The organism is Pseudoalteromonas sp. SG44-8 (assembly GCF_014164125.1).
Lineage (GTDB): Bacteria > Pseudomonadota > Gammaproteobacteria > Enterobacterales > Alteromonadaceae > Pseudoalteromonas > Pseudoalteromonas rhizosphaerae.
In genome coordinates this window covers 73,222-89,081 of the sequence record NZ_JACJEQ010000004.1, presented here as the reverse complement: position 1 = coordinate 89,081, position 15,860 = coordinate 73,222, and the positions used below count along the sequence as shown (strand labels likewise).

The following is a 15,860-nucleotide window of genomic DNA, read 5'->3' as shown; positions in this document are numbered from 1 at the left end:
GCACCTGTTTCCTAAGTACATAATCAAATTACAATTAGGACATCTCGCTGATGGCTTAAATTCGGACATATCCATAATAGTAGGCTTCTCAGGCTTCATAACTTCCTTGATTCATAATAGTTATTTTTTTGCTAAAACAAGTTAAGCTTAAAAATTCAAAAAAGTAACCATTTATAAACTCGGCACTGATATTTTCACCATTTAATAAAACTCTAGCTAGCATTAGTCTTCATTCAACAACGACTGCCAGTCTTTATTTAATAATGCGCTTACATCATCACCTGGGATTGGTTTACTGAATAAATAGCCCTGAAATAAATTACAGCCTAAGTTGCGCAAAAAGGTAAGCTGCTGCTTAGTTTCAACGCCTTCTGCGACGCATTCTTTACCTAAGCTTTTCGCCAATGCAAGCGTTGACTGAATAATCGCTTCATCGTCACTATCTATACCAATATCAGTTACAAAACTGCGATCAATTTTCAGTACATCGATCGGAAAGCGCTTTAAATAAGTGAGTGAAGCATAACCTGTACCAAAGTCATCCATATATAAGCGACAACCTAGTTGCTTCAACTTTGACATGCTATTTAACGCTTGCGGTGAATCATGCATCAGCACTGATTCTGTAATTTCAAACACCACAGAGCTGGCTGATACATCAGCATTAATTAGCGCACTGCGAATTTCATCAACTAAATTTTTATACTCAAAATCCAGTGCAGACAGGTTAATAGATACATACAAGTCAGGCTTTTGTAACTGCCACTGTTTAAGTTCAATCAACGCTCTAGCTAAGGTTTGCAACATAATTTTTGTGATCAAACCGATACTCTCAGCAGCAAGCGCAAACTCTTGCGTTTCATAGCTGTTATTTTCTGGCCAACGCAGCAATACTTCCAGCCCTTCGGCCTGATGAGTTTTAGCATTAACAATCACTTGGTAATGATTACAAAACGCATGATTTTGGTAGGCTTGAGTTAATTGTGATTCTAAATGCAGAGAGCGTTGTACATGCTGATTCATTTCTTGTTTATAAAATTGATAGCAACCTTCCAAGCTCTTTTTCGAATGATACAGTGCAATATCAGCCGCTTTAATTAAACTTTTAGCACTGAGTGCATCATCAGGCGAAATCGCCACGCCAATACTTAAACTGACACTAATCGCTTGGTTGTTAATAATGATGTTGTCATTCAAGCTGGCCATCAACTTAACGCACAGTAAAACAACCTCTTCGATTTGTTGAATGCCCTCGACTAACAACATAAATTCATCACCGCTAAAACGGGCTACACTATCTTTGGCCTGTACACGCGATTTGATCCGCAGTGCCACCGCCTTTATTATCTCATCGGCAGCTTCATGCCCTAGCGAGTCATTAAAATACTTAAAACGTTTGATATTAATATTGAGTAACGCTACTTTTGAATTTTGGCCTTTTGCCTGTTCAAGTGCGTGTTCAACTCGGTCATTAAATAAAGTACGATTTGGTAACCCCGTTAAACTGTCGTAATTTGCTAATAAAAACAATTCATTTTCAGCTAACTTTTGCGCATTAATATCAGTGAGGATGACCACATAGCTTTCTAAGCGTTGTTCAGTATCTGCCACAGCACTGACTTTAATTAATACATGGCGAGATTCACCATTAGCTAAGTAAACGGTATCTTCTGCAGAAAAATGTTCACCAGCTTGCAATTCCTTCATTACACGTAAATAGTTAACCCTTACAACACGACTTAACCCTAAGTGTAATGAGCAGCTAGAACGATAATCAACAGGAAAGTTAAATGCGCTCTGCAGTGCTTTGTTGGTAGCTAAAATACGTAAACTTTTATCCAGAATAAAGACCCAATCGCGGGTTTGCTCAAATGCTGCGCCAAATAAACGGGCATGTTCTTCAAACACTAATTCACGAGTCATATTAGTATAAGTGCCGGCCACTTTCTCGGGTGTACTTCCTTGCCAAGCAACCACTTTGCCAAAGTCTTTATACCAGCGCCAATAGCCTAATTTATGGCGTAAACGATAGGTGCAGTTAAAATAGCCTTTCTCGGTGGATAAAAATTCTAACCATTCGATACGAAAATGTTGTTTATCTTTAGGATGTATTTTTGCTAAATAATCATCCAAATTAACCGATTCAACATCATAACCCAGCTCATTTTTAAGTCGTGGTTGATAAATGATTGGACTTGAAGATTGCCAATCCCAAACCCCTGAACGACTGCCCTCTAATGCTAACTTTAAGCGCGCTTCACTTTCTTGGCTTTCTCTATGGGCTGCTAATAATAATTGCTGAATTCGATTACGACGCATAATCCAAGCCGCAACTAATCCAAAAAACACCAGTGCGTAAAGCACTATAAACTGAGGCGCGCGCCATAGCGGGTATTTTACCACAATGTCCAATACTGCCGGTTGTGTGTAGTCGCCAGTAAGCGGATCTTTAGCCCAAATTTTTAGTTGGTATTTGCCGGGGTTAAGTTTTGGAAATAGCACTCGGTTATTATTACGGGTATAAGACTTTTGCCCATCAGAGAGTTGATACTCATAAATAATACGTTCTTGGTAGTTAAATGCCATTGCCGAAAAAGCCACTTCAAGACCTATATCGTCGTGCTCTAAGGTGATTGTTTTTATTGGTTGCTTAAGATCCGTAGATAATTCACGAGACATCAAATCAATGCTGGTTATATTTACATGATCAATTAAACCATGCCTAGGTTGATTATCATTTGGGTAAAAATAGCTAAATCCCTTTAACGTACCATAGACTATTTGGCCGGTTTTTAAACGCGTAAATGCACCACTATTAAACTCGGTAGAGACCAGTCCTTCTGATGTCGTAAATTGCTGAAAATGTTTGTTTTCTGGATTTAATCGCCAGATCCCTTTATGACTACTCATCCAGATCATTCCAGCATCATCTAACACCATATCGTACAATAAGGTGCCGAGCTTATTTTTATCTAAATCTATGGTATACAACAGCTTGTAATTCGATGCATCAAGACCAATTAAGCCAAAATTCGATAACGTGATCCACAGCACATTATTATTATCAACAATATAAGACATTACATTAACGGCTACATTTTCGTGTTGCTGTGGCACGGTATAGATTTTTGTTAAAGCAAATGAGTTTGGATCAACCTGATAAAGCACCCCTGCATTATAAAATAACGGGGAGTCAGGTTTGGTAGATAAAGGCGGTAAGAAACCATAAGCTAAAAACGGTTCAAACTTTTCAAATTCACCACCTAAAGGAGTGATCTTTTGGCTGTCGATATTATAAACAAACATGCCATGATCAGAATGAACATAAAATAATTCACCATTTGGCATCAATACTGAGCCATGTATCCACCCTGTGATCAGGTGTTGCTGGCTTGGGTCGGCTGTTGTTGCAGGAAAAATTTCATAGCTATGCGGATCAAAACTAAAAATCCCGCGATTAGTACGCAGCCACAATTTATCTTTATAAGGAGAAATAGCGTAGATATTAAATTCAGTGGTAAACAAATCAGCTTGATAATCTTTTAAAAACACTTGCCCTTGATTAGTTTTTAAATCAACCGCAGTTAAACCATTATGAGTTGCTAGCCAGAGTTTATCTTCATACTCGGTTATGCCCCAAATAGAAGGGTGCGATAAACCATCACCGGAGAGCATGCTGGCATTAACATTTTCAAAATGATAATTATCATAAGGTAAATAAAATGCCCCATCACTTTTAGTAGCTGTCCACATAGCGCCGTTACTATCTTTGACAATATCGATAACACTTGGATCTGCCAGTGAGTATTTACTTTCTTTTACTCTATTATTTTTAGTCAGCTCACCGCTATTCAAATCGAGACTAAATAAACCTTTATCGGTGCCTAAATCAAGCACCCCATGGTCATTTATTATTTTCCAAATATTAAGATCGTTCAATATGGTTTTATTTTTAAAAGGCACATCTGGGCGCTCAAACATACTCGGTAAATCACTAATATCAACTTGATATAAACCACGTACGGCCCCCACTAACAGTTGCTCATTTTCGCCTATTGCAAACGACTTTATATAATTTTGATACACATGGTCTGGCTCGGTGCTTAAATGCTCTAATTTTCGGTATTGCCCAGTTGCTATATGATAGACATATGCGCCAGTACTGGCGGCAATGAAGATATAACCTTTGTAATGTAATAAATCGCGGATCACGGTATTACGAGTGCGCTCTGGTAATTCAAAAATAGTCTCAATTTGGCCCGTCGCTAAATCAAGGCGAGCAAAGTCCCAACCACGGCCAATCCATAATGACTTATTATCGGTGGCAACCATACTAAATACAGACTGACTTAAGACTTGTTCTTCACTGGTGGGTTTTGATAAAAATTGTTGATAACTATCGGTACTTGGATCATAGCGAAACAGCCCTGCAACTAACGATGCAATCCAAATATAACCATCCGGGTCTTGATATATAAGGTCAATAATTGCTTCATCTAATTCCCCGTTTGGCCCTGCAATATGTACTACCTGATAGCCATCGTAACGATTTAAGCCTCCTTCAGTCGCCAACCAAAGATAGCCGCTTTTATCTATCAACATGGTATTGACATAGCTTTGTGATAAACCTTCACTTGGCGATAAGCGTTTTACCTGCGCCATAGTAGCTTGGCTAGCAACAACAAAGGCGGCTAACAAAAAGAACACACTAGCCTTAAACCATTGACCCATCTAAATTTCCACGTGGTTGTTTTAACAAATTATTTTTACTAGCACTGCATAGCTACGATATTTCGTTGCTGATAGACAGTAAAGAGTGTATCTAAAGGTGGTGGCAATGTTAACACAAAGTTAAAGCCAATTGATTGATAAAAATCAGCTAAATAGTTATAAGCAAATGTATAAACGAGTGAATTTTGATTAGACAAGGTATGAATTAGTAGTTTTTTTGCAATTCCTTGACCGCGCCAAGCAGGTGCAACCAGCAAGGTAGACAAAAACAAATAATCACTGCGATTTTGAATTCTGCATGCCGCGACAATAACTAAGTCATTATAAACAACCCACACTTGATCTTGTCTGGTTGCCCGACCTCGGGCTTTATATTGATCGTAAAACTTATTCACTAAAGGGGTTTTAATTGGCTCTAGGCATTCAAAACGCAATGCCGTCATTAACTTTGCATCGTCGCTAAATATTGTTCAAATTGCTGCTTCAAAAACATCTGCTCTGCCACTGGCCGACTATGAATTGTATTGTATATTTGCTCACGAGTACTCTTACCACGCTTTATTTGATAAGCCCAAAACGATGCCTCGTAATCCAATTGAATTTGATATTTTTGTTCACGAGGTAGTAAGCATAAGTTAAACGACATAAATTACCAGTTATTACTAATCATATTAATGCCCAGAGTATAACAAACATTTGCCTAAAAGAGTCACGGCTAAACTTGCGCTTTTTAGCTTTTAAACGTAGATTGGTGGCGTTTTTAGTCCTAATATGGAAACGCTGTGATTAAGTGCTTTTTTTATCTCATATTGCTCTGTTATTCACTAACGCCACTGAGCACTATAGCGAACACGCAACATATGCTGTTTAATCGCCCAGCCGATACCCCACAGGCTCGCTATGTGATTGAGCTGATGACCCTTGCATATAAGGAACTTGGCTATGATGTACATATTATTGACTTTAATCACCAAAGCGCTTTATCTGCAGCGAACAATGGCACGCTTGATGGCCAATTAGGGCGAGTGGCCAGTATCAGTCAACAATATCAAAACTTGCATCCGGTTAACTTTGCGCTATTTGAGTTTAACCTTGTGCTATTAAAAAACTGCCAACAATGTACATTTGAGCAGCTAGACAATATCGCCATTCAAGTTGGTTATCCTGCAGCGCAGAGTTACCTTAACGAACACCCTTTTATTGGTGACATTATTAAGGTGAAAAGCGTCACTGCTCAACTTAATTTACTCACTCAAGGTAAAGTACAAGGTGTGATTTTACTCGACTTTTTATTGTCTACTAAACACCCTCAGTTTAATGTTAAGCAATTTCAAACTGAAATACTGGCACCAATAAAAAGCTATCACTTTTTGCATTCACGCCATAGCGCATTAATTCCTAAGCTTGAAAAAGAACTGCATAAACTCAATGAAAATGGCACAGTTCGTTTACTCAGGGCTAAACATAATCTTGATTAAAAACCAAAATCCCCCTGCTCCGATGGTGCTGACTTAGCGATAAGTGCTTGGCGCTTTTGCAAGTAACGTTTATAACGCTGTTGACACAAACTAATAACTTGCTTTTTTTCTACGTTTGAAAATGAATTCCAACCAAAGCGCTCCTCCCGACTTCGATAGCAGCCTTTGCAATAGCCTCGGTTATTTACCTCGCAAATGCCTTTGCAAGGACTTGGAATTTCAAAAATTTCAATTTGTTGCATAACAAACATCGGCCAATAAACACAACTTTAGTATAGCCCGTTTTTTAAACGAAAAAAAACCGTAACTTAATTACGGTTTTTTTGAAGATGTTTTACATTAGTTATTGGCCGCTTTCGCTACTATTAAACTCAACCTTACGATGAAATGGCTTAGCGTACATAGCTAACACCAGAGGTTTTAATTCATCTGGCACACGCGCCATACGCATCTCAAATGCCTGAGCATCGGCTTTATTAATCACCGCCTGTTTACAGCCACCAGCGATATAATTTCCTGGGTGTAAAAAGAACGAATCAATAATTTGCTCATCGATGGTTTTTGCCAGCTGCTCTGGTGATTCACACCCGTCTTCAATTGGTTGCCCAAATGCTAAATGAACATGCCCTTTGGCGGTACTAAAACCTTCAACAATACTGGCAATATCTTCACCCGCTGACTTTACATATTTACCATGATGCTGCTTATGATAAAGCTCTCTGGCTTTGGCTGTTGCACAAGGTTCATATTGATATGAAATTGATACTGGTACAATTTTTAGCTCACGTACATACTCAGCAAACTCTTTCTTTTGCTTACGACCATTAAGCTGCAACATTTTAAGTAGCGCAGGATCTGTTTGATCAAAGCCATCTTTAGCGCGGCCTTCTTTTTGTGCAATCCAAATTGAATCACCACCAGCAAGCGAATCGTAAATATAAGCTGAAAGCTGCGATAGTGCTCTAAGCATTTCTTTTGGCGCTTTAACTGAGCGCTTAACAATAAAGCTTTTATTTAAACGCATCAGTTCGGTGATATAAGGGATTTGCAGTAAGTTATCACCGATGGCGATACGGACTGTCTTCATTTTGTGACTGAATAAGCCCCAATTAATTAAAGCAGGATCAAGTACGATATCGCGATGATTTGAGATAAACAAATACGCTTGCTTTGGATCGAGTTGATCCAAACCAGAAAAGGTCACCTCAGTTGTGGTGCGTTTTACCAGCTGTGCTAAATACTTAGCAACGATTTGTTGAACTTGCTCAACACTGTTGATAGCGCCCCACTTTTTACGTAACTGATACTTTACCAATGTTCTAGATAAAAAGGGTACAGCTGATAAAAAACGCGGTAAGTTATATTTTGCAACTACATCAATAAACGCATTATCATCAATCAAGCGTGCAACCGAAGCGGCTACTTCATCATCATTGTAAGGTCTTATATCTGCGTACTTGTCCACTGGTTCACTCATTACTGCATCTTTAAAGTTAAAAAAACGGTGCGCTCGTGCGCACCGTTTATATTCTATAGGCGATTATAACTCAGACAACCTAAAATGCGAACTAAGTCATTAATTTGGTCCATTGTTTATATTTTATAACAGCTAAAAATCTTTTTAATAACATTCAATTATGCAATGCTCTTACCAGTGCTGCGGTATTTACTAAACGCTCCTTTAAGAACTAAACGCGCCATTAACAGTGCTAAAATAGTACCACAGAGAAGGGTTAACCAATGTGGTAGCACTTGATGTTCATCACCTAATAATGGTGTAACAACAAAGCCAAATTCAGCCACTAAATAATCGGTTAAAAAACCAAATATCAAAGCGACACCTATTACACCAACTAAATAAGCAACCACTGCACGCTTACCAAGCTCATTGGCAACCACGCCAAGCGTCGCGACATTAGTGGCAGGACCTGCCAACATAAAGACTAAAACAGCGCCAGGTGCTACGCCACTTAATAACAAACCAGCTGCAATCGGCGTTGATGCGGTCGCACAAATATACATGGGAATACTAATCACGATCACCACCAGCATAGCCAAAATACCACTGCCCCATTGGGTTAAAAATGATTCTGGTACATAAGTTTGCACTAAGGCTGCAAAGAACAAACCAATCATTAACCACTTCATAGTGTCTGATAGCAATTTGTTACAGCTAAAACTCACTGCCTGTTTCATCTTTTGCCATTGGCTGGCTGGTGCTGCACTTGATGTATCGCAACAACTTGCCTTCTCTTCAACCGCTGCTGGTTTCGTTGAACAGCAACTAACCTTCTCTTCGACCACTGCTGATTTCGTTGAGCAACAACTTATCTTCTCTTCAACCGCTGCTGGTTTCGTTGAACAACAACTAACCTTCTCTTCGACCGCTGCTGGTTTCGTTGAACAGCAACTAACCTTCTCTTCGACCACTGCTGATTTCGTTGAGCAACAACTTATTGTCGTTGCTCGCTTTTGCTCATTATTAACTTCACTGGTGTGATCTGTAGTTTGCGTTTTTTCAGCATCACGCCCCACTAAGACACCAGCGACAATAGCACTGCAAATCGCCGCTATTGGACGAATTATAGCCATAAAAGGACCTAGTAACACATACGATACCGACACCGAATCAACCCCTGTTTCTGGCGTCGATACTAAAAACGCAGTGGTAGCACTTTTTGAAGCGCCTGCACGTCTTAAACCAATTGCAGCAGGTATTACACCGCACGAACATAATGGCATTGGTGCGCCAATTAAAGCAGCTTTAACAGTCGTCCAAAAACCTTCTTTTCCCAAGTGTTTATTTAAGAAATCAGCCGGTAAGTACACATTTAATAACCCAGCTATTAATAAACCGAGCATTAACCAAGGTGCAGATAATAAAAATAACTGCCAAAAATTATTGATTAAGTCCATCAATGTCCTCCAAAGTGGTTAATATCGAACAGTTATCTGCGGGCTCTTTGCCTCCGCAGCACTTATCAGCTAACACGGATAATGATTGATGAAAACGTGTTAATTCAGCAATACGCTCTGCGACTAAGTCACGCTTTTGTATTGTTAAGTTTTTAACTTCATGGCAAGAATGCTGATGTTTTTTAAATTTAATTTGTAATAGTTCTTTGATCTCAGCCAAGCTAAAGCCAACATTTTTAGCGCGCAAAATAAACATCATTTGCTTAAGATCGGTTTGGCTATAATCTCGATAACCTGCTTGCGTTCGCGCTGAAGGCGTTAACAAAGCATGCTTTTCATAGTACCTTAGGGTATCTGTAGAGACACCTAATTGACTGGCAAATTCGCCTATTTTCATCACCGTCTCCAATTAACATATTATCAACTGATGCTGAGTATAAACCTTAGAGTACACACCAAGGTCCAGCATTTATAAATTTTTATTATGAAGGAAAGCTCATGAATATTACTCTTCTCGATACTGCTACGCTTGCAGGCACATCCCTTGAACCTTTTCAAAAACTTGGCAACTTCACTAGTTATTCACTAACCAGTCCAGCACAAGTATTAGCGCATAGTGCAGGCGCTGATGTCTTGATCACCAATAAAGTGGTACTTAATCGCGAAACACTGGCAAAACTCCCTGAATTAAAGCTCATATGTGTAGCCGCAACTGGCACTAACAATGTTGATTTAGTCGCCGCTAAAGAGTTTGGCATTGCCGTTACCAATGTGGCCGGGTATTCAACACCTTCGGTTGTACAACATACCTTTGCACTGATCACAAATTTACTGGGTAATACTCACCGCTACATTGCTGATTGCCAACAAGGGTTATGGCAACAAAGCGAGATGTTCTGCCGCCTTGATTACCGTTTTAATGATATAGGAGGTAAAACTCTGGCAATTATCGGTTATGGTTCGCTTGGTAAAGCTGTTGCGGATGTTGCACGTGCTTTTGGTGCCAATGTAGTTATCAGTGAGCGTAAAAACCAAGTAACTAGAGAGGGCCGAACAGAATTTTACCAAGCAATAAAAACAGCTGATATTATTAGTGTACACTGCCCTTTAACCGATGAAAGTCGTGATCTGATTGGTGCTGCTGAACTTGCTATGATGAAACCCAATGCCATTTTAATTAACACCGCGCGCGGTGGTATCGTTAATGAAGCTGATTTAGCCAACGCACTGAGCAATAACCAAATTGCAGGAGCGGGATTTGACGTATTAAGTAAAGAACCAGCTGCGAAGGATAATCCATTGGCCGCTTATCGTGGTGATAATTTAATACTGACTCCACATATTGCATGGGCCAGTGAAGAGTCAATCATTCGCTTAGTAAAGCAAGTCAGCTTAAATATTAGCGCATTTAGCCAAGGTGAAAGTTTAAATAGACTGGTCTAATCAACTAACTTTTAGTTAGTCACGCTATAAAAGGTGGTTAAATATAATGCACCACCTTACAAAAAAATCTAATTCATTGATTTTAAATAACATAAAATATTGGCTAGTTCTTTGCTAGCTAATAGATAAATTAAAATCAATATTTAGTATCCAGGATAAAATAATGAAAAAAGTACTTTTAATTGCCGCGCTTGCAGCCCCTCTTCTTACTGGTTGTGTAATTGCAGTATCCGATGGTGAAGCACAAACACACTGGGCTGGTAATAGTTCAAGCTGGGAAGAACATCATCAATTTAATCGTGAAAGCATCTCAGGGCTCACTTTAGATACCAGCTATCAAAATGTATTAAATAAATTAAAAACTCCCGACTTTACAGAATTATTAAAAAAAGACGGTGATGTATACCAAGTACTATTTTATGCCACCCACAGTATTCACTCTGACGGAAAAATGACAAAAGATGAATGTACTCCACTGGTCTTTAAAAACGAGAAACTGATTGGTGTGGGTGATAGTATTTATAATTCACTTAGCGCCATTTAGACACAAAACTAAAGCAGTAAAGAGTGGAGCATATTCACTCTTTATTTGCTGTAATAACTGACTTTACTAACTTGCGTCAATAACTCGAGCGATAATTTTATCGCGGCCACTATCTTTAGCTTGATATAAACCTAAATCGGCTTCTTCAAGTAATATATGCTCAGAATAAACTTGACCAAACTCAGTTGTAGCAACCCCAATACTTATCGTAATATGAGCGGCATTGAGTGATGCTTTATGCGGGATAGCTAGCGTATTAACAGCATCTCTGAGTTTATTAGCAAATTTTAATGCCTCGTGTTGGTTGGTATCGGGTAACACTGCGGCAAATTCTTCTCCACCGTAGCGCGCAACAAAGTCAGTGCCACGCTCACACGCTGCAACTAATGCATGTGCAACACGTTTAAGGCAGTCATCCCCGGCACGGTGACCGTAACAATCGTTATAACGCTTAAAATGGTCTATATCTATTAATAGCACCGATAACGGTGTACCAGCTCGACGGCTGCGACGCCATTCTCGCGATAAGCTTTCATCTAAATAACGCCGATTAGGTATTTCTGTCAGCCCATCAATGGAGGCGAGCATTTCTAACAAATCATTTTTTTGCTTAATCAATAATTGATTTCGCACTCGTGCACGTACTATTGCGGGACTAAATGGCTTAGCAATATAGTCCATTGCGCCTAATTCAAACCCTTTTGCTTCATCATCATGGCTTGTATTAGCTGAAATAAAGATAACTGGAATAGCGTGCGTAGTTGAATTTTCTTTTAACTGAATTAATACCTCATAGCCATTAATGCCAGGCATTACAATATCGAGTATAATTAAGTCAACCGCAGTTGATTTAACAAATGTCAGGGCTTTTTCACCACTTTCAACTAAAAATATTTCGTGATCATTCGCTAATGTTTTTTCCAACACCAATCGATTTAATGGGTCATCATCAACGATCAGTATTTTGGCTTTCTTCAACATTTACTGAGCCTTGTATTTGAATATATCTATTTACTTGTGCTAGTTCGAACTCTAACTGACTCAGGGATATTTGCCCTACGTCTGGTGTCTTGCGTAGTCTACTTTCTAATTGCTGAGCGGTAGCACTTAGGCGATTAAAGCCAAGATTTCCTGACACACCTTTAATACTATGCACTAACCGTTCCAAAGCTTTTGCTTGCATCGGTACTTTTAATTGCTGCAGATGACTTACACACAACTTAGCAAGTTTATCCAACATAATCTGCAATAAATCATTATTACCCGAGAATTGTTCTAATGCAAAAGAATGATTATAAAAAACAGCGCCGGTAATTTGTAGTTCATTGATCGCCGCTAATAACGTTGCTGCAACCACTGGTTTTGTTAAATGTTTATTCATACCTACGGCAAGTGAGCGTTGCTCGTCAGCTGCTTCACAATGCGCAGTTAGCGCAAAAATAGGTAATTGCTGTTGTTCATAACTTTGTCGCAATAAAGCGGTTGCTTGTAACCCATCGACTTCTGGCATTTGAATATCCATTAAGATCAGATCAGGCATGACTTGTGCAACCAAATCTATCCCTGCCATCGCCGAAGTTGCTGTCATTACATTAATATGTGCTTGACTTAAAATATTACTAATAATATCTAAATTAAGCTGATTATCATCAATAACTAACACTAGTAAGCCCGCAACGTTGAGTTTACTCTCTGCCGTTGTCAGATTTACATCAGGGCGTTTAGATATCGGCTCAACTTGCTGTATTCGTTGTACTAATGCAGAACTTTTCACGCTGCACATTTGCATACTTTTAAGAGTAGGCAGCGGAGTATTTGGAGCATTTTTAACAACATAAAGCTGCGTGTTATTACTCATCAATGCTGTTTTTATATTGTCTCGCGTTATTACTCTCGGTAGATCAACGTCATTAATGATGATCCGCTGATAATCTGCTAATACAGCGTGGTCTGTTAATTCAGCTAACTCAGAAAATTCTAGCTGTTTTAATGGCGCTAATGCGGTAGGTAAATTAATTCCCCGCTCAGAATGAATCACTAAAGTATTGTGCCAGACGATAGGATCGATTTGAGCGGCAACATTAAAGGTTATAGTAAAGAAAAACTCACTGCCTTGGCCTTTATTGCTGACAACTTTAATTTCAGCTCCCATTAATGCCACTTCGTGTTTGACTATAGCAAGCCCTAAACCAACGCCTTGGTGGGTACGAGTGAGTGATTCGTCGCCTTGCGTAAATGCGTCAAATAATCGACTCTGATCAGCTTTATCAATACCGATCCCGGTGTCGATCACTTTAAAACACAGGGTTTGTTGTGTTGGCGTCAATTCAACGGCTGTTATTTTCAAAGTGATACTGCCATGTTCAGTAAATTTCACGGCATTGGTTAGTAAATTACCGAGCACTTGCTGTAAGCGAATGTAATCGCCGACTAACTGCGGAGCAATTAGCGGATCAATATCGATATTAAAAGCCAACTCTTTTTGCTGGCAGAGCCCTATTAATACACTCTCGCAGCTGTCAACAAGTGCAACTACAGCAAAATCAACTAAATCTAATTGCACTTGGTTATTTTCGATTCGCGCAAAATCAAGCATTCGATTAAGCATGGTTAATAAACTTTGCGCAGCATTTTTTGCTTGAACTGCATGCTGTTGCTGCTGCGCTGTTAAGCCTTGCTGAGTTACCATATCAATAAGGCCTGTCACAGCATGCAGTGGCGTGCGTATTTCATGGCTTAAGTTAGCAATAAATCGGCTTTTGGCCTCGGTTGCCCGCTCGGCATCTTGTTTGGCCTGAGTCAATGCACTGACATCTTGAATATGAATAACATAATAGTAAGGTGCTTGTTGCTCATCCCATACTAAAGAGACACTCAGCTGCCACCAGCAATTTAGCTCTTCTTGTCCTAAAGTAAGATGGTAAACTTTCTTTTTCTCACTCAGCAATAAAGCTAAAAGCGTTGCTATTTCTTGCCACTGTTGCCGTGGAAATAAATCCACTAATAATAAATCCTGCTCAGTTTTATCAATCTTAAAAATCTTTCGCGCAGTTCGATTAAGTTGTAATACTGTCTGTTCAAGTGAAAGTAAAATCACCCCATTAGCTGCATACTCTATGGCGCTGCGAAACTTAGACTCTGACGCTTTTAATGCCAAAAGAGCTTGTTGTTGGGCGGTTATATCCCGGCCAATTCCCATTGAACCTAGTAACTGATTTTGATCGTTATAAAATGGCGCGATGGTTAATTGAAAGGTTTGTAGCTGGGTTTCAAGTCGTTGCTCAGCCTTCATTTTGGTTGTTAAAACTTGTTGCTCTAATTCACTGATCTGGCCATTATCATCACTAATATCACATAACTGCTGACCAACTAACTGCCCTTGCTCAATACCTATGTATTGTTCATAAGCACGATTACATCCTAAGAATGAGCCATCAATGTTTTTAAAATAAATAAGATCTGGCACACTATTGAGCATAGTATTCAATAATGCTAAATGGCGTTCTTTAGCCTCATAACTGCGTGCGAGTTCACGGGTCTTTATTTTTACTTGGTCATCAAGTTCACTATTTGCCTGCTGCAATGAGTTTACCAACTGCTGATTTTTGTTAAGTACCCACTTGATTCGGCTAAACCACGGCTGCCAGTTTGCTGGTATATGATAATTTGAATAATCTTTATAGTGCTCCTCATTTTGTTCAAGATACGCCATTAAATATGTCATGGGTTTCACAAAAATACGCTGGCTTAACCATAACAAGGTACTGAACATCATCACTAAAAACATACTCAAAAAAGTAAGTTCAATTAATACATCAGTTACAATCGGTGAGGCTAATTCATCATGTGATGCAAAATAACCCGCATAAATTGGTAGCTGCTTTTGCGCTTGTAAAAGAGTGAGATTACCCTGATTATCTAATTCTGCTAATGACGCTTTAGCTGAAGGCCAATACTCCGCTAATGGCGTGTCTTCTTCAATATCGTAAAGTGAGCTGATAATGACGTGCTGCGCACTATTTAAAAATATATATTCGCCACTGCGCGGCGATATTTTTTTTAGCCATTGCGATACTGCCGATAAGTCATAAATCAAAATAATATACTCTTCACCGCCCTGCTCACGCGCACGCCCTATTGATAAGTAGTTTTTACCAGCCACCTCTACTATCGCACTTGATGTCAGTGAATTGTCAGCCAGTGCTGGGCGCAACTGGCCATCCAATACTTGAGTTAACATTAGGCTATCTTCGTCACGACGACGTTTTATATAAACAAAGCCTTGCTCATTAACATAAGCAACTGCCGATAAGGATTGAATTAACGATAATGCGGTATTAAAAGCAGGCCCCAAGGCGATCACTTGCTGCCATTGAGCTATCGCATTAGGAGTGGTCGAAAACTTACCTTGCCCGACAATTTCACCGCCTCCATCAGGGATTTTTCGGTAATAATAATTCTCTTGCTGATTAATATCTTCAAGCCATTGCGGCTCAAATTGATACGACAAAGGTTGCTCGTATAAAGAGAACAGTGTGTTGATCAAGCCATCAGCACCATTCATAGCATGCTCAACTTGCGCTGCTATATTGGCAAAATCCGCTTCACGTTTAGCAACGGCGCGATCTAATTTAATATTATATAAGTGTAAACATAATAGAAAAGCCACCAGCAGCGGCACAATAAGTGCCACAGCCAGTGAACGATAGTAATGTTTTAAAGGTAGAAAATTCAATCTACAATCCGAT

At 39.3% G+C, this 15,860-nt stretch carries 12 protein-coding genes; 3 read left to right on the top strand and 9 right to left on the bottom strand.

Annotation, left to right across the window (positions count from 1 at the left end):
- Nucleotides 1-222 precede the first annotated feature (222 nt).
- From H5163_RS05085 to H5163_RS05075, 3 genes are read right to left on the bottom strand one after another with little or no spacing between them, the layout of a single operon-like run.
- On the bottom strand, nucleotides 223-4,731 hold the full coding sequence (locus H5163_RS05085) for an EAL domain-containing protein (protein WP_145234903.1): 4,509 nt from the start codon (nucleotides 4,729-4,731) through the stop codon (nucleotides 223-225).
- A 38-nt stretch (nucleotides 4,732-4,769) separates the two neighbouring features.
- Nucleotides 4,770-5,174, bottom strand: a complete 405-nt coding sequence (locus tag H5163_RS05080) for a GNAT family N-acetyltransferase (RefSeq protein WP_182731333.1) — start codon at nucleotides 5,172-5,174, stop codon at nucleotides 4,770-4,772.
- Nucleotides 5,174-5,377, bottom strand: a complete 204-nt coding sequence (locus H5163_RS05075; protein ID WP_064667173.1) for a DUF3283 family protein — start codon at nucleotides 5,375-5,377, stop codon at nucleotides 5,174-5,176. The genes H5163_RS05080 and H5163_RS05075 overlap by 1 nt, the downstream gene beginning before the upstream one ends.
- Before the next feature lie 214 nt (nucleotides 5,378-5,591).
- On the opposite strand from H5163_RS05075, the gene H5163_RS05070 reads away from it, so the two are divergent.
- Nucleotides 5,592-6,209 (top strand): transporter substrate-binding domain-containing protein, encoded by a 618-nt coding sequence (locus H5163_RS05070; RefSeq protein WP_145234901.1) that lies wholly within the window; start codon nucleotides 5,592-5,594, stop codon nucleotides 6,207-6,209.
- Here H5163_RS05070 and H5163_RS05065 read toward each other — a convergent pair.
- The 4 genes from H5163_RS05065 to zntR all read right to left on the bottom strand — a co-directional run bounded on the left by H5163_RS05065 (nucleotide 6,206) and on the right by zntR (nucleotide 9,522).
- On the bottom strand, nucleotides 6,206-6,451 hold the full coding sequence (locus tag H5163_RS05065) for a DUF1289 domain-containing protein (protein WP_145234900.1): 246 nt from the start codon (nucleotides 6,449-6,451) through the stop codon (nucleotides 6,206-6,208). The genes H5163_RS05070 and H5163_RS05065 overlap by 4 nt on opposite strands.
- Before the next feature lie 101 nt (nucleotides 6,452-6,552).
- Complete coding sequence (locus H5163_RS05060) at nucleotides 6,553-7,686, bottom strand: 1-acyl-sn-glycerol-3-phosphate acyltransferase (protein WP_145234899.1); 1,134 nt, start codon at nucleotides 7,684-7,686, stop codon at nucleotides 6,553-6,555.
- A 158-nt stretch (nucleotides 7,687-7,844) separates the two neighbouring features.
- Nucleotides 7,845-9,125, bottom strand: a complete 1,281-nt coding sequence (locus tag H5163_RS05055; RefSeq protein WP_182734553.1) for an SO_0444 family Cu/Zn efflux transporter — start codon at nucleotides 9,123-9,125, stop codon at nucleotides 7,845-7,847.
- Nucleotides 9,109-9,522: a Zn(2+)-responsive transcriptional regulator gene (gene zntR / locus H5163_RS05050; protein ID WP_145234897.1), complete on the bottom strand. Its 414-nt coding sequence runs from the start codon at nucleotides 9,520-9,522 to the stop codon at nucleotides 9,109-9,111. Before zntR ends, H5163_RS05055 begins: the two co-directional genes overlap by 17 nt.
- Before the next feature lie 101 nt (nucleotides 9,523-9,623).
- On the opposite strand from zntR, the gene H5163_RS05045 reads away from it, so the two are divergent.
- On the top strand, nucleotides 9,624-10,568 hold the full coding sequence (locus H5163_RS05045; RefSeq protein WP_182734551.1) for a D-2-hydroxyacid dehydrogenase: 945 nt from the start codon (nucleotides 9,624-9,626) through the stop codon (nucleotides 10,566-10,568).
- Between the two features lie 163 nt (nucleotides 10,569-10,731).
- Nucleotides 10,732-11,112 carry a DUF3192 domain-containing protein gene (locus tag H5163_RS05040; RefSeq protein WP_145234895.1) on the top strand — a complete coding sequence of 127 codons (381 nt, stop codon included), beginning with the start codon at nucleotides 10,732-10,734 and terminating at the stop codon, nucleotides 11,110-11,112.
- 66 nt (nucleotides 11,113-11,178) lie between these two features.
- Here H5163_RS05040 and H5163_RS05035 read toward each other — a convergent pair whose 3' ends face one another.
- Nucleotides 11,179-12,093: a diguanylate cyclase gene (locus tag H5163_RS05035; RefSeq protein WP_182731329.1), complete on the bottom strand. Its 915-nt coding sequence runs from the start codon at nucleotides 12,091-12,093 to the stop codon at nucleotides 11,179-11,181.
- A complete protein-coding gene (locus H5163_RS05030; protein ID WP_182734549.1) occupies nucleotides 12,062-15,847 on the bottom strand; it encodes a PAS domain-containing hybrid sensor histidine kinase/response regulator in 3,786 nt (1,261 codons plus the stop codon). The genes H5163_RS05035 and H5163_RS05030 overlap by 32 nt, the downstream gene beginning before the upstream one ends.
- Nucleotides 15,848-15,860: the final 13 nt, after the last annotated feature.